17 protein-coding genes are annotated in these 17,840 nt (G+C 67.4%); 8 read left to right on the plus strand and 9 right to left on the minus strand.

The annotated features are described in order from the left end of the window. Positions 1-59: 59 nt before the first annotated feature. Complete coding sequence (locus AC3WJI_RS03220; protein WP_492755802.1) at positions 60-674, minus strand: response regulator transcription factor; 615 nt, start codon at positions 672-674, stop codon at positions 60-62. A 1-nt stretch (position 675) separates the two neighbouring features. Beyond that, a complete protein-coding gene (locus AC3WJI_RS03225) occupies positions 676-3,333 on the minus strand; it encodes a PAS domain-containing sensor histidine kinase (RefSeq protein ID WP_492755803.1) in 2,658 nt (885 codons plus the stop codon). Between the two features lie 290 nt (positions 3,334-3,623). On the opposite strand from AC3WJI_RS03225, the gene AC3WJI_RS03230 reads away from it, so the two are divergent. Genes AC3WJI_RS03230 through AC3WJI_RS03240 form a run of 3 tightly spaced genes read left to right on the plus strand, consistent with a single transcriptional unit; the run spans position 3,624 to position 6,725 of the window. Beyond that, positions 3,624-5,012: an amidohydrolase gene (locus AC3WJI_RS03230; RefSeq protein ID WP_492755889.1), complete on the plus strand. Its 1,389-nt coding sequence runs from the start codon at positions 3,624-3,626 to the stop codon at positions 5,010-5,012. Further along, the gene (locus AC3WJI_RS03235) at positions 5,012-6,319 is read left to right on the plus strand and encodes an amidohydrolase family protein (RefSeq protein ID WP_492755890.1); all 1,308 of its coding nucleotides are present in this window, start codon (positions 5,012-5,014) and stop codon (positions 6,317-6,319) included. Before AC3WJI_RS03230 ends, AC3WJI_RS03235 begins: the two co-directional genes overlap by 1 nt. Positions 6,320-6,371: 52 nt before the next feature. Continuing rightward, on the plus strand, positions 6,372-6,725 hold the full coding sequence (locus AC3WJI_RS03240; RefSeq protein ID WP_492755804.1) for a hypothetical protein: 354 nt from the start codon (positions 6,372-6,374) through the stop codon (positions 6,723-6,725). A gap of 225 nt (positions 6,726-6,950) precedes the next feature. Here the strand turns inward: AC3WJI_RS03240 and AC3WJI_RS03245 are convergent, their stop codons facing one another. Then, positions 6,951-9,425, minus strand: a complete 2,475-nt coding sequence (locus tag AC3WJI_RS03245) for a PhoX family protein (RefSeq protein WP_492755805.1) — start codon at positions 9,423-9,425, stop codon at positions 6,951-6,953. 163 nt (positions 9,426-9,588) lie between these two features. Here AC3WJI_RS03245 and AC3WJI_RS03250 point away from each other — a divergent pair, with 163 nt between their 5' ends. The 4 genes from AC3WJI_RS03250 to AC3WJI_RS03265 all read left to right on the plus strand — a co-directional run bounded on the left by AC3WJI_RS03250 (position 9,589) and on the right by AC3WJI_RS03265 (position 11,763). Continuing rightward, positions 9,589-10,140: a hypothetical protein gene (locus AC3WJI_RS03250; protein ID WP_492755806.1), complete on the plus strand. Its 552-nt coding sequence runs from the start codon at positions 9,589-9,591 to the stop codon at positions 10,138-10,140. Continuing rightward, complete coding sequence (locus AC3WJI_RS03255; protein WP_492755807.1) at positions 10,137-10,595, plus strand: hypothetical protein; 459 nt, start codon at positions 10,137-10,139, stop codon at positions 10,593-10,595. The genes AC3WJI_RS03250 and AC3WJI_RS03255 overlap by 4 nt, the downstream gene beginning before the upstream one ends. Then, complete coding sequence (locus tag AC3WJI_RS03260) at positions 10,592-11,002, plus strand: hypothetical protein (RefSeq protein ID WP_492755808.1); 411 nt, start codon at positions 10,592-10,594, stop codon at positions 11,000-11,002. Before AC3WJI_RS03255 ends, AC3WJI_RS03260 begins: the two co-directional genes overlap by 4 nt. A 152-nt stretch (positions 11,003-11,154) precedes the next feature. Further along, the gene (locus AC3WJI_RS03265; protein ID WP_492755809.1) at positions 11,155-11,763 is read left to right on the plus strand and encodes a hypothetical protein; all 609 of its coding nucleotides are present in this window, start codon (positions 11,155-11,157) and stop codon (positions 11,761-11,763) included. Positions 11,764-11,926: 163 nt separating this feature from the next. Here AC3WJI_RS03265 and AC3WJI_RS03270 read toward each other — a convergent pair whose 3' ends face one another. Genes AC3WJI_RS03270 through gspG form a run of 6 tightly spaced genes read right to left on the minus strand, consistent with a single transcriptional unit; the run spans position 11,927 to position 16,628 of the window. Beyond that, positions 11,927-12,379 (minus strand): hypothetical protein, encoded by a 453-nt coding sequence (locus tag AC3WJI_RS03270; RefSeq protein WP_492755810.1) that lies wholly within the window; start codon positions 12,377-12,379, stop codon positions 11,927-11,929. Between the two features lie 3 nt (positions 12,380-12,382). Beyond that, positions 12,383-14,455 (minus strand): type II secretion system secretin GspD, encoded by a 2,073-nt coding sequence (gene gspD / locus AC3WJI_RS03275; RefSeq protein WP_492755811.1) that lies wholly within the window; start codon positions 14,453-14,455, stop codon positions 12,383-12,385. 10 nt (positions 14,456-14,465) lie between these two features. Then, entirely contained in the window at positions 14,466-15,275 is an 810-nt protein-coding gene (locus tag AC3WJI_RS03280; RefSeq protein WP_492755812.1) for a type II secretion system protein N, read from the minus strand. Beyond that, positions 15,272-15,664, minus strand: a complete 393-nt coding sequence (gene gspI, locus AC3WJI_RS03285; RefSeq protein ID WP_492755813.1) for a type II secretion system minor pseudopilin GspI — start codon at positions 15,662-15,664, stop codon at positions 15,272-15,274. The genes AC3WJI_RS03280 and gspI overlap by 4 nt, the downstream gene beginning before the upstream one ends. A 59-nt stretch (positions 15,665-15,723) precedes the next feature. After that, positions 15,724-16,206, minus strand: coding sequence for a prepilin-type N-terminal cleavage/methylation domain-containing protein (locus tag AC3WJI_RS03290; RefSeq protein WP_492755814.1), 483 nt, complete (start codon positions 16,204-16,206; stop codon positions 15,724-15,726). 5 nt (positions 16,207-16,211) lie between these two features. Further along, positions 16,212-16,628: a type II secretion system major pseudopilin GspG gene (gene gspG / locus AC3WJI_RS03295; RefSeq protein WP_492755815.1), complete on the minus strand. Its 417-nt coding sequence runs from the start codon at positions 16,626-16,628 to the stop codon at positions 16,212-16,214. 99 nt (positions 16,629-16,727) lie between these two features. On the opposite strand from gspG, the gene gspL reads away from it, so the two are divergent. Further along, entirely contained in the window at positions 16,728-17,840 is a 1,113-nt protein-coding gene (gene gspL, locus AC3WJI_RS03300) for a type II secretion system protein GspL (protein ID WP_492755816.1), read from the plus strand.

The raw sequence follows: 17,840 nt of genomic DNA on the forward strand, positions 1-17,840 counted from the left end.
GAAGCTGCCCTATGGGGCCGCTGGCCCTGCGCACCGACTTCGGCGGCAGGGCGGTGGCATCAGTTCTTCGGGAAGAGCCCCGCCGCAAAGGCAATGCGCAGTGCCTCGGACAGGCTGCGCACCTCGAGCTTTTCCATCAGATTGGCACGGTAGATCTCCACCGTGCGTGGGCTTATGTCGAGTTCATAGGCGATGATCTTGTTCGACCGGCCTTCGATCAGCCCCTTGAGAACGTCGGTCTCACGTGGGCTGAGCTTGGCGATCTTGGCCTCGGCCGCGTTGACGCGCGAGGCGGCGGCATTGTCCTCCTCCAATCGGGAAAAGGCGTTGTCGATCAGCTGGAGCAGGGTCTCGGCCTCGTAGGGCTTCTCGACGAAGTCGAGCGCACCGGCCTTCATCGCCTGGACGGCGAGCCCGACATTACCTTGGCCAGTCAGCACGATCGGCACGAAGCGCGGACTGTCGTCGAGCGCGATCAACACGTCGAGCCCGGTCGCGCCGGGCATATGGAAGTCGAGCAGCAGCACGCCGGGATCGAGTTCGCCGACATCCTGAAGGAAAGCGTCGCCCGACCGAAAGCCGCGGACGATCAGGTCCTGACGAACCGACAAAAGGCTGTGAAGCGATGCGCGGACGGCGTCGTCGTCGTCCACGATGTAGATTGTTCTACTCATTCTATTCTACACCCTCCTCTACGGCGGGCAGGGTGAAGCGGAAGCTTGCTCCTCCCTCGGGCCGGTTCTCGGCACTCAATGTCCCGCCATGCGCTTCGATGATACGCTTGCTGATCGAAAGACCAATACCCATTCCGCCTCCGTTCCCTTTGGTGGTGGTGAAGCGCGAGAACAGATGCTCCAACACATGAGGGGGAATTCCGGGTCCAGAATCGCTGAGCACCATTTCGATCATCTCCTCGCTCAACTTGTGTGAGGAAATGGTAATGATCCGCTCCTGCGTTCCCGAAGTCCGCAAGGCCTCCATGGAATTGCGAAGCAGGTTAACCATGACTTGCTGAACTTGAATGCGATCGGCGAACATGAAGGGGGCTTCGGGGTCGAGTTCGTAATTGACGCGGATATGGAACTGACCGGTGCCGACGAGGACAAGATCAACGGCATCGCGCACCGTCCGTTCGACTGACTCGGTCCGCATCTCGACTTCGCCGCGCGCCATGAAAGCCCGCATGCGCCGGATGATTTCGCCCGCGCGCTGCGTCTGTTCCGAACCCATACGAAGCAGTTCGACGATGCGTTCGGTGCCTTCGCCCCGCTCGATCAGCATCCGCGCGGCAGCGAGGAAGTTGGAAGTAGCACTGAGCGGCTGGTTGAGCTCATGCGCGAGGTCGGCGGCGAGCTCGCTCATCGCGCTCTGGCGCGAGACATGGGCGATCTCCGCGCTCAATTCGCTCAGCCGCTCCTCGGTCGCAAGCTGTTCGGAAAGGTTGCGGATGAAGCAGGTCAGCAGCGTCTGCCCGTCGCTGCGCGCGACGCCGGTGCGGATCTCGATCGGGAACTTGCGTCCATTGGCGGCCTCGGCGGTGCCCTTCATGACCTCGCCGACGATCCCGTCCCCTGTCTCGAGGAACTGGTTGAGCGCCGCCATGTGGAAGATCCGTCGCTCGGCGGGGACCAGCATCGTCGCCGATCGGCCGAGCACATCGGCGGCGCGATAGCCCCACAATGCCTCGGCGGCCGCGCTGAACTGAAGGATCGTCGCATTCTGGTCGATCACGACCATCGCATCGGGCACCGTCTCGAGCACCGAGCGCAGCTGCGCCTCGCGCCGGCGCAGCGCGGCCTCGCGCTCCTCGCGCTCGGTCACGTCGAGGATCACCCCGACGGTGCGCATCAAATTGCCCTCGGCATCGTAAAAGGCGCGCGCCGAACCTTCGACCGCGCGGATTCCGCCCTGCGGCTGGACGAAGCGATAGCGGTAGCTGAACTTGTCGGCGCGGTCGCGCACCGTGCGGGCGATGGTGTCGAGGATGCGCTGCACGTCCTCGGGCTCGACCTGTCCCCGCCACTCCTCGAAATTGGTGATCGTGCCCGCGGCGAGGCCGAGCCGCTGCTCGGTGCCCGGCGACCATTCGAGCCGGCCAGTGCGGACGTCCCATTCGAAGATCCCAAGCTCGTGCGCCGAAGCCGCGACCGCAAGCCGCTCCTCGCTGACCTTGAGCGCCTCGACCGCGGCGATGCTCTGCGTGATGTCGGCGACGTGGAGCACGATCACCGGCGCCCGCCCGGGGCTTTCGACCAATTGGGCGCGCTCGAGGATCGATATCTCCCGGCCATCGCGACTTACCTCGATCAGATCCTGACCCGTTTCGTGACGGCCATGGACCCCGTCGCCGACGCGACACTGGGAGCGCAGCAGCATGTATTTGTTCTGCCCGACCGCCTCGCTCACGCTCCAGCCGTAAAGCTGTTCGCAACCGCGCGACCAATGCAGGATCTCGCCCTCGGCATTGGTGAGAGCGACGGTGGTCTGTTCGAGCGCCTCGCTGAGCTCGACCATCGTCGCCTGGCCGCGCGCGACGCGGATCACCGCCCAATAAGCGATGAAGGCGACGATCAGGATGTTGGCGAGCGTCACCAGCGAGTCGATCGCCAGCGGAGCGAACGACGTGTTGCGATCGGCATATTGCTCGAAGAGCGCCGGGCCGATCGGCAATATCACTGCCGCGGGGAGGACGATGCGGATCGTGCTCCAATCACCGCTTCGCCGCATCAGCATTTGAACGGATCGCAGCCTGCTGTGCAGGATGATATAGGCCAAGGTCAGCGCGACCGTCGCCACGGTCGACGGCAGCGATACCGAGAACCAGCGGACGGCGACGCTATTGGGCGCTGAAAATGCCGTGAGGACGCCGGCGACTCCAATGAACGCGAGCGTCAGCGCCACGAAAAGGCTGTTCGTCTCGCTCGACCAGTGACGCGCGCGCGCGCCGTAGCCAGCCGTCGCCAGAAGCAGGAAGATAGCAGCCGAATTAACGCCCGGCCGCCCGGGATGCACCGCGTCATGGGCCGCGACCAGCTTGCCGAACAGCAAGTGATCGACGCCAAAGTCGATCCCGAAGGCCGTCTGCGAAAGCGAGGTCAAGCCGATTGCGACCGGGACCAGCCACAGCGCCAGCGCATTTCTGTCTCTGCCGAGGATCGAAGTCATGAAGCCCAGCGACAGGAACAGGAAGCCGATCGCAGTGAGTGGCCAGACGGGGGTCTTGTTGAGCCCGAAGCCGCGCAGCATCGGCACGTCGAATGCCCAACCTGCGAGCGCGAGCAGGCTGCAAAACCCCGCCAGCGCGACAAGCCCTGTCGCGACGTTCTTGGCCATGGGTGGCCGGGTCTCAACCGGCGCACCGGAACTGTTACTCACTCGCAAAATACCTGCCCCTGTACAGGGTAAGCGAAGCGCCTCGCCTTAACACCGAATGAATCGTCGTGGAAAGCTCCGTACATCCACTAAGCGAACTTATTGTCGGCCTCTAATTTTTCTATGAGATTTCAATGCACAAGCTGGCGCTTGCTTAATTTCCTATTTGCCACGATCAAAGCGTCGCGCCAGAGGCGCAGCGAACAGGGAAGGAATCGCGCTTGTTTCGACCGGTTTTGATCTTCGCCAGCATGCTTGCGCTGGCGGGCTGCGCGGAAAGCGGAAACAATGCGCGCAGTGCGTCCTCCGATCCAGCCGCGTCCGGACCGGGCAAAGGCAAGGGCTATGCGCACGATCCCTTTCCGTCGACCTATCGGGCTTATCCTGGCACGCCGACGCTGGTGACCAACGTCACTGTGCTCGACGGCGAAGGCGGGCGGATCGACAATGGCGCGGTGCTGTTCCGCGACGGCAAGATCGTCGAAGTGGGGCAGGGCCTAGCCGCCGGCTCCGGCGTGACGGTGATCGACGGTACCGGCAAGTACGTCACCCCGGGCGTGATCGACATCCACAGCCATCTCGGCGACTATCCCTCGCCCGGCGTCGAGGCATTGTCAGACGGCAACGAAATCACTTCGCCGGTGACGCCGGAGGTCTGGGCCGAGCATAGCGTCTGGCCGCAGGATCCGGGCTTCGGCCGGGCGCTGGTCAATGGCGGCGTGACGACGCTGCAGATCCTGCCGGGCTCCGCGAACCTGTTCGGCGGCCGCTCGGTGACCGTCAAGAACGTCTATGCCCGTACGATGCAGGGGATGAAGTTCCCCGGCGCGCCCTATGGTCTCAAGATGGCGTGCGGCGAGAACCCCAAGCGCGTCTATGGCGGCAAGGGCCGCGCGCCTTCGACCCGGATGGGCAATATCGCCGTCGACCGCGCAACCTGGGCCAAAGCGGTCGAGTATAAGCGCCGCTGGGACAAATATGAGGAGAAGGGCGGTGAAGCGCCCACTCGCGACCTCGCTATGGACACGCTGCGCGGCGTGCTCGACGGTGAGATCCTCGTCCAGAATCATTGCTATCGCGCCGACGAGATGGCCGTGGTCCTCGATATGGCCAAGGAGTTCGGCTATCACGTCACCGCGTTCCACCACGCGGTAGAGGCATACAAGATCGCCGACCTGCTCAAGGCCAACGGCACCTGCGCCGCGGTCTGGGCCGATTGGTACGGCTTCAAGATGGAAGCCTATGACGCCGTCCCAGAGAATCTCGCCATCCTCGAGAAGGAAGGCGCCTGCGCGATGATTCATTCGGACGACCAGAACGGCATCCAGCGGCTCAACCAGGAAGTCGCCAAGGCGCGCGCCTCCGGCATCAAGGCGGGCTTCGATATCTCCGAAGCACAGGCGTGGCGCTGGCTGGCGATCAACCCGGCCAAGGCGCTGGGCATCGCCGACAAGACCGGCAGCCTCAAGCCGGGCAAGATGGCCGATGTCGTGCTGTGGAACGGCAATCCGTTCAGCGTCTACACGCGGCCTCAGATGGTCTGGGTCGACGGCGCTCTGCTCTACGACGCCAACAATCCGAAGCTGCGGCCGGTATCCGATTTCGAGCTCGGCCAGCCGGGCGAGGGGGACGTGAAGTGATCAAGCAACTGCTCCTCTCGGCGAGCGCGATGCTCGCCATCGCCGCCCCCGCCGCCGCACAGACGGTCGTCATCACCAACGCCAAGGTTGTGATCGGCGACGGCGCCGGTCCCGTCGATGGCGGCACCGTGGTGATCCAGGGCGGCCGCGTCGTCGCAGCCGGTGCGGGTGTCGCGGCGCCTGCGGGTGCGCGGGTGATCGACGCCGGTGGGCGCTGGGTCACGCCCGGCATCTTCGCCGGCTTCACCCGCATGGGCATCGTCGAGGTAGACGCGGTCGAGGGCACCAACGACACCTCGGCGGGAAGCTCGCCGTTCAACGCCGCGCTCGACGTCACGCCCGCGGTCAATCCCAAGAGCAGTCCGCTGGCGATCAACCGGCTGGAAGGAGTCACCCGTGCCGTCGTCGCGCCCGACAACAGCAAGGGCTCGATCTTTGCAGGCCAGGGCGCGGTGATCGATCTCGGCGCCGACATGGATCCGGTCGCCAAGCCGCGCGCCTTCCAGTTCATGGAATATGGCGAGGCGGGTGCGCGCGCCGCGGGGGGCAGCCGGCCGGCGGCCTATGCGATGCTCAAGAACGCGCTGTTCGAGGTGCGCGACTATGTGCGCAGCCCGGCGAGCTTCGCCGATCGCGGCAAGGATGCGTTGCTCACCCGCGCCGATGCCGAGGCCCTGGTGCCGGTGGTGCAAGGGCGGGTGCCGCTGCTCGTTCATGTCGAGCGCGGGTCGGATATCCTGACGGTGCTCGCGCTCAAGAAGGAAGTGCCGGCATTGCGGCTGGTGTTGGTCGGCGCGACCGAGGGCTGGACCGTCGCGCGCGATATCGCCGCTGCGGCGGTGCCGGTGATCGCCTCGCCGGTCGCCGACCTTCCCGAAAGCTTCGAGCAACTCGCCGCCACCCAATCGAACATCGGGCGGTTGAAGGCGGCAGGCGTGCTCGTCGGGATCGGCACGATCAACCAGGACGAGGCACGCCAGGCGCGCTGGGAGAAGCAATATGCCGGCAACCTCGTCGCGCTCGGCAAATTGCCCGGCGCGAGCGGGCTGAGCTGGGGCGAGGCGTTCGCAACGATCACCTCGCGACCGGCCGAGGCGCTGGGGATGGGGGCCGAGTTCGGTTCGCTCAAGCCCGGCCGGCACGGCGACTTGGTGATCTGGGACGGCGATCCGCTCGAAATTGGCAGCTCGGCGGTCAACGTATTCATCGACGGCGTGGAGCAGCCGATGACCAGCCGCCAGACCCGGCTGCGCGAGCGCTACTGGGACCCCAAGGAAGGCGCGCTGCCCAAGGCGTATCAGCGCTGAGGGGAACTCGGCCGCCCGCGCGGCATTGGAGGGGCGAATGGGAGAGAAGCCGATGACGAAGCGCAACCTATGGCCCGCGCTGGCGGCGCTGGCGCTCGCCGGATGCGGCGCGGGCGAGGAGCAAGCGGCGAACGCGCCGGCCGAGGCGAACGTGGCGAGCAACATGGCCGACGGCCAGAACGCTACCGCCGCAGTGATCGCGATGAACGATCGCCAGCGCAACGTCGTGTTCATCCGCGCGCTGCTGGACGCTGATATCGACTGTCAGTCGGTGAAGTCGTCTCAGCGCCTGGAAGACCGCGACGGCAAGCCGCTCTGGCGCGCCAATTGCACGAACGGGACCGCGCACATGATCACGATCACCCCGGACGGGACCGCGAATATCGTCAGCCGCACGGATCGGTAAGGGACCGCGCGGACCCGACGACAAACGTAGGATTTTAGGGCGCTCGCGCGGCTGCCGGTACTTTCCCCGGCGAAGGCCGGGGCCAGTCGCACTGGTTTCTCGAAGGCGCGGCGCCGTCGCATGTTCGTCGATACTGTGCCCCGGCCTTCGCTGGGGAACTAAAAGGCAACGAAAAAGGGAGGCGCCTCGCGGCACCTCCCTTCGATCGAAGCACAGCCGGAGCTCTTACAGCCCGACGACGCCGCCGTCATTCTTGGTGATCACTACCACTGCCGAGCGCGGGCGCACGGTGGCGCCGGCGGTGCCGGTGGCCTGGCTGTCGGGCCAGTGGCTGCTCGGCGCGGCGGGGGTGCCGTTCTCGCCGGGATGCTGGATGCCCACGAAGATCGTGCGGCCGTCCGGGGTCGAGTCGATGCCGGTGATCTCGCACTCGACCGGGCCGACCAGGAAGCGCTTGAGCGTCGCGGCCGTCGGCGCGGCGCCGACGCGCGTTGCCTGGGTCGCGGTTGCACCGCCGGCCCCGGTGTTGGTGATCGTGCGCGCGCCGCCGTCGCCGACCGTTCCCGGCTGCGCTGCGAGCAGCATGCAGTTGGTCACGTCGGTATAAGCGCTGTCATCGGTCTCGATCCAAAGCAGCGGCTTGACCTGCCCTGCGGAATTGGTCGGCCGGCTGAAATAGAGGCCGTCCGGGCTCGAGAAGTCCTGGTCGTTGGTGAGGCCCGACACGTTGATGTTGGCCGCATCGAGATCGGCGCCGGCACCGAACAGATAGATGTCCCAGTTGAAGCTGGTCGCCTCGGTGGTGTCGCCGGTTTCCTTGAGGCGGATGATGTGCCCGTTGGGATTGCCGAACGACGGCGTCGCCGCCGCGCCGAACGGATCGTTATAATGGCGCGGATTGGCGGCGTCGGTGCCGTTCAGCGGACGGCCGGCAGCGTTGTTGTTGGTGAGGGTGAGGTAGACCTCGCCGGTCACCGGGTTGACCGCGGTCCATTCGGGGCGATCCATCGGCGTCGCGCCCACCTTGTCGGCGGCGAGGCGAGCATTGACCAGCACATCGGCCTGGTCGGCGAACGGATAGGCGGCATTGGTGCCGTCGACGCCGTTCTGGCCGAAAACCAGCGGCAGCCAGGTGCCGGTGCCGTCGGCGTTGAACTTGGCGACGTAGAGCGTGCCGCTGTCCATATACTTGTCGCCGATCGAGAGGCGGTCGGTGGCGTTGGCGTCCGCCGCTACCCAGGCGGTCGCCGAGACGAACTTGTAAAGATATTCGCGGCGCGAATCGTCGCCCATGTACCAGGCCGGCTTCTTGCCGACGACGAACGCGCCGGGCCAGCAGCCTTCATGGCCGAGGCGGCCGAGCGCGGTGCGCTTGCGCGGCGCCTTGGTCGCGTCATACGGATCGATCTCGACCACCCAGCCCATCTGGTTCGGTTCGTTGCGGAAGTCGGCGGTCGCCGATGCGCCCGAGGCGGTGGCGTTCCAGCGGCGGAAGACCGTGCTCGACGCGTCGGCCGGGACGACGGTGGCCCAGCTGAAATTGCCGTTGCCGGTCACGCCGTAGCGGTTGAGCGCAGTGAGCTCCTTTGCGGTGCGCCCCACGACATCGGCGGTCGGGCGACGGAAATAGCCCGCCCAATTCTCTTCGCAGGTGATCGCAGTGCCCCAGGGCGTGGTGCCGTTGGCGCAATTGTTGATCGTGCCGCGGCCGGCGGTGCCGTCGGTGGAGTAGAGCGTCTTGATCAGATCGGAGCCCTTGACCGGGCCGCTGAACACGACGGGGGTGTTCGGCGTGATGCGGCGGTTGAGCGCGCCGGCCTGGGCGACGGTCCAGGTGCGGCCGGCGCCTTCGGAGACTTCGGTAACGCTGACGCCGTGGCATTCGATCTCCTTGATCGCCTCGGCTTCGGGGCGCGGGCCGGCGACGGTGTTGTTGGTCGGGCCGTTCGGGTGGAGATACTGGATGTTGATGTTCTCATGGTTCTGGACGAGCAGCCCGCGGGTCGAGCTCGTCGCGTCGCGCGCATTGCCGGTCGCGGCGAGGCCGTACCAGTACAGCGCGTCGCCATGATCGCCGATGCGCTGAGCGAAATTGGTGTCGGTGCCGTCGTTCTTATAGGCCGGCACGGAGGCGGCGATCGGGTCGCCGGTCCGGTTGACGACCTGCACCTTGTAGCCGGTAGGCACGGTGACGACGTCGAGCTTATTCTTGGCGACCGCGGTGAAGCCCAACGCCGCCGGGTTCACGGTGACCGTGGTGTCGGCCTGGTTGGTCTGCTTGCCGTTGCCGGTTACGTAGCGAAACACGAACTGCGTCGCGGTCGACACCGTCGGAGCGAGGAAGGTGGCGGTGGCCGAGGTGGCGCCGTTCAGCGTCACGGCCGGACCCGAAACCTGGACCCAGCTCTGGTTGCCATTGGGATCGGCGGTGCCGGTCAGCGTGACGGTGCGGCCCGAATTGGTCGAGAGGCTGGTTGCCGGACCGGTCACGACCGGCGGGTTGAAGCCGTCGGCATTGCCGTCGCAGGCGCTGAGCACCGACGCGCCGAGCGTCGCGGCGACGATCGCCGAGCCGCCGCGCAGCGTCTGGCGGCGCGAGAGGCGCTGTGCCGCGAGCTCGTTGAGCGTGACGTTGCTGCTGTTGTTGGTGTCGACGTCGCCATCGGTATAGCCGAAGGCCGTGGGCGTCAGGTCGTTCATGCAAAATCCCCCAGGCATCGAGTCACTTGCGACCCGGCTGGGACCGCCTTTGGAAGGATGGCTTTACGGGGTGATGCCATTGGAGTTGCGTCGCGATGACATATTGGCGTCGTGATTGTGACGCTTTGCGTGCGGGGCGCGCAGCGGCTAATCGAGCGGCGTCATGAAAGCCGGCAGCCCCGATCCCGAACGTGCCGATCCGGCGCCGAGCCTGGCTCAGCGGCTCGCCACGCTGGCGAAGCAGCGAATTGCGGGTGAAGCGCGTCCGGCGCGTGCCGGGCATTGGTCGGACGGCAGCATCGCGGCCCTGATTGCAGCGCTGATCGTGGCGGGGCCGCTGCTGACGATCGGCGGGGCAAGATTGCTGGCCGCGCAGCAGCGCAGCGCCGCGGCCACACTAGAGGCTGCGGCGGCGCCGCGGATCGAAGCCGCGCGCGCCGCGACCGAAGCGCGCGACCAGTTCGGTGCGGTGCTTCGTCGCCCGTCATTGGGCGCAACGATCGAAGCGCTGGCGCGCGCGCTGCCTCCGGATGCGGCGCTGGTCCGCGCCGGACGGACCGCGCAGGGCGTGCTCGAGCTCGAAGTCGAGGTGCCCGATCCGGACAAATTGCGCGCCGCCTTGCGCCGCGTCCCGACGTTCCAGCGGTTGCGCAATACCGGGCAGCGTCAGGCGGATACCAAGATGATCGTCACCTTCGTGGGGACGACATCGTGAGGATCCTGCCGCTGTTATTGGGTGCCGGCGCCGGACTGGTCATGCTGGCGTTGCTGGCGCCGGCGACGGGCGAAGCGCTTGGCGATCTCGCCGCGGCGCGCGCCACGCGTTCGCAACTCGCTCAGGCCGCGGCCCAACCCGAGCGCCGCACGCCGATCGTTGCCGCCGGGGTGGCGCTCGGCGCGTCCGACGCGGCGGCAGGACGCGCGGCGATGATGGCGCGGCTGCGGCGGCTTTCCGTGGCAGGCGGGGTTCTGGTCGAGGAGACCAGCGGGGTCGAGGCGCCCGCCGGGCTGGTCGCGCTGCGCCTGCGCGTGTCGGGCGCGGAGAAGGCAGTGCTGGCGCTGGCCGACGCCTTCGAGCGCGAACGGCCGCTCGTCCGCTTCCGCCGCTGGTCGCTCGAGCCGGTGGCGGGGGGCGTCCGGCTCACCGCCGAAGCGGTGGCGGCGCAATGAGCGCGCGCCGCACCGCGCTCGGCCTAGCCGGCGGTTTCGCTGTGCTGATGCCGCTGGTCCTGCTGGTTCCGTACGCGGCGCCCAAGGGGGCGGGGGAGGCGACATTCGCATCGCCGCCGCTGGCAGCGCCCGCCGCATCGCCTGCGCTTGCCGCCGCCTATGAGCGGCCACTGTTTCGCGCGGCCGCTGCCGACGAAGCGCTACCCGGCGATGCGCCGGCGCTGGTCGGGATCGTCGGCCGGCTCGGTGCCGATGCCGTGGCGCTGGTGAAGACCGCCGACGGCACCACGCGCACGCTCCAGCCGGGGCAGAGCATCGACGGCTGGCAACTTGCGAACCTAGCGATCGACGCCGCCTTCTTCACCCGCGGCGCCCAGCGCGTCCGCGTGCCGCTGCCGACGGAGTGAGCGTTTCCGAAGCTAGGTCGTAGACTCATAAAAGTGGACGGCAGGAAACGTCCCAACACTCGTCGTTCTGCCGGCAATCAGCATCATCCGTAAGCGGACATTGCTTGGTGATCCAATTGGAGTTTAGATCACTGCACATCGGGAGCCCGGCTATGGCCATTCTGACCGCGCTTTTGCTTCTTGGGCCCCTTGGCGCCTCGGAACCAGCACCGTTGCCTGCGCAGCAGCCCCAGTCATTGCGATGGCAAGCATTGCAGTCGTGGCGGCGCTACTCGCTCGATTGGGAGCGAGAAAGCGTGCAAGGCGTGGAGGTGGCAACGGCTCGGATCGGAACTGTCGACATCCAGTTCGTGAGAATTCGCCGTCCCCGCCTGACGACAGTGCTTGCGCTACCATGCCCCGGCATGGAGGCGCTCAGCAATTGGACGCTTTCCTACACCGAGGCGCGCCAATGTACCGGACCGGGGGTCGAGATTGCCGACCGCTTCATGTCGTTTCAGCGAGATATGATGGAGCGGGTCGGTGGTCAGTTTATATATAATGTGCCACTCTTCAGCAATAATGGCGACTGGTATGTACCAGCGGCATCATGCGATATTCTCGACCAGGCTGCGGCCGGGTTCGATGGATCTGGGGGCGTGGTGCCAATGCTCGCCGGAACTGCGCAACTAGGCGCCCGCTCGCGCCGAGTTGGCGGTAGTCGAGTCGTCGCCATCTTCCGTGCTGACAAAACCCACATAACTTTTCAACGGAGCCACTGATGCACGCACTGTCTGACCTTGGTCGACCCGCTCAACAGTCGTTTCCGTAGGCCCTAAAGAACGGCGGCTATCTCGGCTTCCGCTCCTAAAGCTGCCCTCCCGCTTCCGACCAGATCTCGGAAGTGCAGGCCGTGCCGAGAGCGGACGTTTATGAGTTCACGACCTAGTTGAACTGCTTGAGCACCTCGACCGCCGCCGCGGGCGCCGGCCATAGCGTCAGGTCATATCGATCCTGGCCGTCGAGCCCGTCTTCGCTCAGCGTTTCTAGCCCGCTGAAGCAGGCGCGCACACGATAGGTGCCGGGGGCGACCGTCAGGATATCGATCGATCCGCCGGTGCATTCGTGGATCTCGAGCCGGCCCGAAGGCAAATCGAGGCTCGCTTCGGCGACATGATCGAAAGCATCCAGATCGAGCGGCGGCGCGGTTTCGACCATGTCGAGCGTGACCGGCACGTCCATGTTCCGGACCGGCTGGATAACCACGACATGCGCCGCCGCCTTGATCCGGCGGACGACGTCGTCGCGGTCATAGTCGGTCGGCGGCGAGGGCTTCTCGCCTTCGTCCCACAAATAGAATTGGAAATAGTCCGCGAAGATCTCGTAGTGCCTGCGCATCCCTCAGTAGATTCCGTCGATCTCCACCGTTAGCCGCGGCGTCGGTGGCGCGAGCAGAAGGCTCGATCGCCGGCTATTGGCGATCTCGTCGGCGCGCAGCCGGGCATATTTGTCCTTCGCCGCCGCTGCCGCATCGGCCGGATCGCGCAGGATCGTCGGCTTGAGGAAGATGAATAGGGTCCGCTTCTGATGCGTCTCGCGACGGCTCTTGAACAATTCGCCGACGATCGGGATGTCGCCGAGGATCGGCACCTGCTGGCGCGAATCCTGGCGGTCGTCGGTGATCAGCCCGCCGAGCACGATCGTCTGGCCGTTGTCGGCGAGCACGGTGGTGTTGATCGCGCGGCGATTGGTGACGAGATCGGACGCTGCCGCGGTCTGCGCCGCCGCGATCGACGAAGCTTCCTGGTTGACCTGGAGCCGGATCGTGTCGCCGGCATTGATCCGCGGCAGCACGCGCAAGGTGATGCCGACGTCCTTGCGCTCGATCGTGGTGTAGGGCGCGACCGACGTCGAATCGGTCAGCACCGATCCGGTGACGAACGGCACGTTCTGGCCCGAGACGAACTCGCCCGCGACATTGTCGAGCACCGTGATCTGCGGAGTCGAGAGCAGGTTGGCCCGCGTCGAGGTGCCGAGCGCCTGGACGAGGATCGAGAAATCGTCGCCGATCCGGATATTGCCGGTCAGGCCGGTACTGATCAGCGAGCCGGCGGGCACGTTGAGCGCCTTGAGGATCGTGCCGAGCGACGTGCCCGCCTGATCGAACGAAGTTCCCACGCCGGTCGGCTGGAGTGCGGCGCCGGTGGTACCGAGCTGCACGCCCAGCGCCTCGGCATCGTCGCCGGTGATCTCGGCGATTGCCGCCTCGATCAACACCTGGGGGCGGCGCACGTCGAGGTCGGTTATCAGCGGCTCGATCGAGGCGATCGCGGTCGGGGTGCCGCGCACCACCACGGCGTTGAGCTCGGGGGCGGGCTGGACGGTCAGTTCGGGCGTCGAGAAGCCCTGGGGCGTCTGCGCAGGCTGGTTCTGCATCACCGGCTGGGTCGCCGCATTCGCCGCCTGCATCGCATTGCCGAGTCCGCTGCCCGTCGCGGCGGCGCTGTTCGACAGCGCGGCGATGTTGGCATTGCCGCCGCTCAGCCGCGCGAACGGATTGCTGGCCGAGCTGCCCGACAGGCTTTTGGCGACCGGATTATCGGCGCTCTCGCCCTGGCCGAGCACGCCGCGCAGCACGTCGGTGACGGTCTCGGCATCGGCATAATTGAGTCGGAACATCCGCGTGATCGGCGTCGCGCCGCCGGGCTGGTCGAGCGAGGTCGCGATCCGCCGCGCCTCGGCGACTGCGGCGGGGGTGCCGCGGATGATCACGGTGTTGCTGCGGGTATCGGCGGCGACGCGCGCGCCGGTGCCGCTCTGCTGGTCGCCCAGCACCGTCTGGAGCGACTGCGCGACGTCGGCGGCGTTGCCGTTGCGCAAAGTGATCGTCGCGAAGGTGGCGCCGCTGCCACCGTCCAATTGGCGGGCGATCGTCTCGACCCGGCGGACATTGTCGGCATAATCGGTGATCACCACCGCATTGGGGCTGGTCAGCGGCTCGACGCTGCCGAAGGTCGCGACGAGCGGGCGGATCACACGCGCGACGTCGGCCGAGGGCACGTTAGCGAGGCGCACCATCCGCGTGACGAGTTCCTGTCCGCCGGCCGCGCGGCCGGGCACGCCGCCATCGCGCACGGCATTGGCGGCGGGAACGACGCGCCATGCCCGGCCCGAGCGCACCGCCGAGAAGCCGTTGGCGCGCAGCACCGACTGGAACAGCTCCCACACTCCCGCGGGCGAGAGGGGCGTGGCCGAAGTGACCGTCACCACGCCCTTGACCGCGGGATCGAGAATCAAAGTGCGCCCGGTGATCCGCGAGATCTGGTCGGCGACGTCGGCGATCTCGACCCCGCGCATGTTGATCACGATGTCGCCGGGCTGGCCCTGGTCGGCGGCGGTCTGCGCAGCGGCGACGCTGTCGAGCGCGATACCGGCGAGCGCGAGAGCGGCGAAAGTGGAGCGAATCTTGTGCACGGAGCTCTCTTTAACGAAGCGGCACGGTAAGCGTCAGCCGCTTCCCGTCGCGAAGGATCTGGATCTGGGCGTTGCCGCTGGCCTGGGCGGAGGCGAAGGCGGCGCTGGCGGCGTTCGGATCGCTGAGCGACGTGCCGTTGACCGACTGGATGACGTCGCCGGCAACCATTCCCGGCGGGCCGTTATCGCCGATGCGATAGCCGCCGTTGACGGGAGTGGCGTCGAAGCGCTGGAGAAGCCCTGCGGTGCTCGCGGCCGGCGGCACCGCGGGCGCCGGGGGCGCGCCGGGTGCCGAGGTCACCGGCGAGCCGGGCTGCGGCGTCTGCGCGGCCTGGTTCTGCGCCGCCTGGCGCTGCTCGGGCGACAGCGTCGGATCGGGGAAAGCGAGGAACTCGCTGCGCCCGCCGACCGCTAGGATCACCCGGTCGCGCAGGATCGACTGGATCGTCGCACCATTGACCGCCTCGCCGGCATGGAAGGGCAATGCGGCGGCGCCGCTCACCGAGATGAACGCGGTCGAGAGCGAGGCCGGGCTCGCGGCGATGATGCCCTTGAGCTCGAGCGGCAGGCTGGTCGCCTGCGCCGCCTCGCTTGCCGATGCCTTGCCGAACGGCGCGAGCGCGATCGCCGGAGCGATGTCGGGCGCGATCGCCGGCCCGCTATTGCCCGAGGGCACCGTGATCGCGCCCGTGCCGGCATGCCCGGCGAGGCGCCAGGTGAGCCCGGCTAGCGCGAGCGCGGTCGAGAGCACGACCAAGGCGGTCACGATGTCGAGAGCGGTGCGCGTCTGGCGCGGCGTGAGGGCGAAAGCGGGGCTCATCCCTTGCGTCCGTCCACGAAGCCGTCGAGCGATGCAAGCGGCGTGCGCTCCTGCAGCGGAAACACGTCGATCCGCACGCGCTGAATCTCGGGATCGTCGGTGCCACGACGCGTCACCGCGACTAGCCATTGCTCGCCGAGCATCTCGACCTGATCGCCATTGGTGGGCGCCCGGGTCTCGAGTTCGGCAAGCCGGTTCTCGGCCACCCACATCGCCGCGGTGCGCCGCTCGACGCCGCGCGTCGAGTCGATGTGCGATTCGACCGTGCGCATCAGCCCGACGGTGGCGATCGCGAGTACTGCGAGCGCGACGAGCGCCTCGATCAGCGAAAAGCCCTCTTCCGATCCCGTGCTCCTGCGAAAGCAGGAGCCCAGAGTCACGGGCGACACGCTTGCAGCCCTGGGCTCCTGCTTTCGCAGGACCACGGAAGGGAGGCGAAGGTTACGCATCACGCCTTCGGCGCCGGGGCCGGCACCGCGCGCGCGGTCAGCCCGTCATAGGTGACCAGCCAGCGCTGCGACCCGCTTTCGACTACCGCCGACATCGGCCGTCCCGCGCCGTCGACGCCTAGGATCACCGGCGGCCGCACGTCGAGCGTCACCACCATCCCGCTCGGCAATTGGTGATAGCCGAGCGCATCGTCGCTGCGCGCGATCATCTGGCCGCCGGTGCCGATCGTCGCGAAGCCATAGCCGTGCTTCTGGACGGTGAAGGCGAGCATCCGATCGCCGAGCATCGCATCGTCGGCGGCGGCCTGGAGCCGCGTCGCGAGGCGGCGCGCCTCGGTCTCGACGCTGGGGGCGCGGGTGACGCTGCCGATGCCAAGCGTGACCGCGCCCGCCATCACCGCGACGATGGCGAGGACGATCAGCATCTCGAGCAGGGTGAAGCCCGCTTCGCGATCCGTCGCGGTCCGTGCCTCCCCCCGCATAGGGGTCAGCCCTTGCCGTCGATATCGGCGTCGACCCCTTCGCCGCCCAGCTTGCCGTCGCGGCCGAGCGAGCGAATCGTGAAGCTCGCGCCGTCCGAACGATATTCATAGGGTTTCTGCCAGGCGTCGAGCGGCGGCGCGGAGAGATAGCCGCCCTGCGCCCAGCTACCGGGCACCGGCGGGGTGGTGGGCTTCTCGACCAGTGCCTTGAGCCCCTGCTCCGATGTCGGATAGGCGCCGCTGTCGAGGCGATACATCTTGAGCGCGGCCACGATGCTGCTGATGTTGGACTTGGTGGTGGTGGCCTTGGCCTCGTCCGGCCGTCCCATCACGTTGACGGTGATCAGTCCCGCGATCACGGCGATGATCACCAGCACGATCATCATTTCGAGAAGCGTGAAGCCCGCTTCGCCGTTGACCATTGTGCGGCGCTTGCTGTTCTGCCTAAGCAGTGCGATGTCACTAAACTGTTTCAAAACTATGCGCATCCCCGCCCCATGCGTCCTTCCCATGAAGCAAATGTGACAGCCTCCGGCCGCGCCATAGGAGCGCCCGACGCGCCGGAATCGCTCGCCACGGGGGTGTGGACGCTGGCGGGCGATCGGCTGATCATAGCCGAGCGGGGAGGGCCTGCAACCATCGTCGTGCCGACCGAGCAGGTGCGCCTGCTCGCGGTCGATTTGCCGCTGCCGAGTCGCGCCAAGCGGCTGCAGGCACTGCCCTTCGCCATCGAGGAGCTGATCGCCGAGCCGCTCGAATCGGTCCATCTCGCGCTCGGCGCGGAGCTGGCGCCCGGCCGCTATCTCGTCGGCGTGGTGCGCCACGATCTGATGGCGGCGTGGGTGGAGTCGGCCGAAGCGGCCGGGCTCGGGCACGCCGCGATGGTGCCCGACGCGCTGGCCTTGCCGCGACCCGCGGAGGGCGAATGGTCGGTCGAGCTCGCCGGAGCGCGGGCCCTGGGCCGCGCCGGCGACGGAACCGGCTTCGCGATTCCCGCGGCGATGCTCCAGGCCGCGTGGCAGGCGGCGGGGCGTCCGGCCGCGCGCTCCTACGGCGCGCCGCTGCCCGCGGAGATGCTCGCCGACGGATCGACCGTCGAGCCGCTGGCATTGTCCGAGCGGCTGCTGGCGCCCGCGCTCGATCTGCGCCAGGGCATATATGCGCGCCGCCGGGCCGTGCTGCCCAATATGTGGCGCCGGCTCGGCTGGATCGTCGCGATCGGCGCCGCCGCGCATGTCGTGATCGCCACTGCCGACACGCTGATGCTGCGAAGCATCGCCGACCGCCGCGAGGCCGATACGCGCGCTTTGGTCGCTACCTCGGCGCCCGGCGCCAATCTGGGGGGCGACTTCGCCGCGAGTGTCGCCGACCTGCTTCCCACCGGCAGCAACGCGCCGCCGCCCGATGCCTTCCTGCCGTTGCTGACGCGCGTGTCGGGCGCGCTTGCTCCGCTTGCCGGCGCGATCACCGTGCGCGCGATCGACTATCAGGCGAATGCGCTGACCCTCGATCTCGACGGCAGCGATCCCGGGCTCGCCGGCCGCGTCGAGGCGGCGCTCGGCGCATCGCGGGTCGGCGCGCGCGTTACCCGCTCGCCCGACGGCAGCATCCGCATTACGGCGAGCAACGCATGA

This window comes from Sphingomonas sp. FW306-1B-B10E (assembly GCF_058782005.1).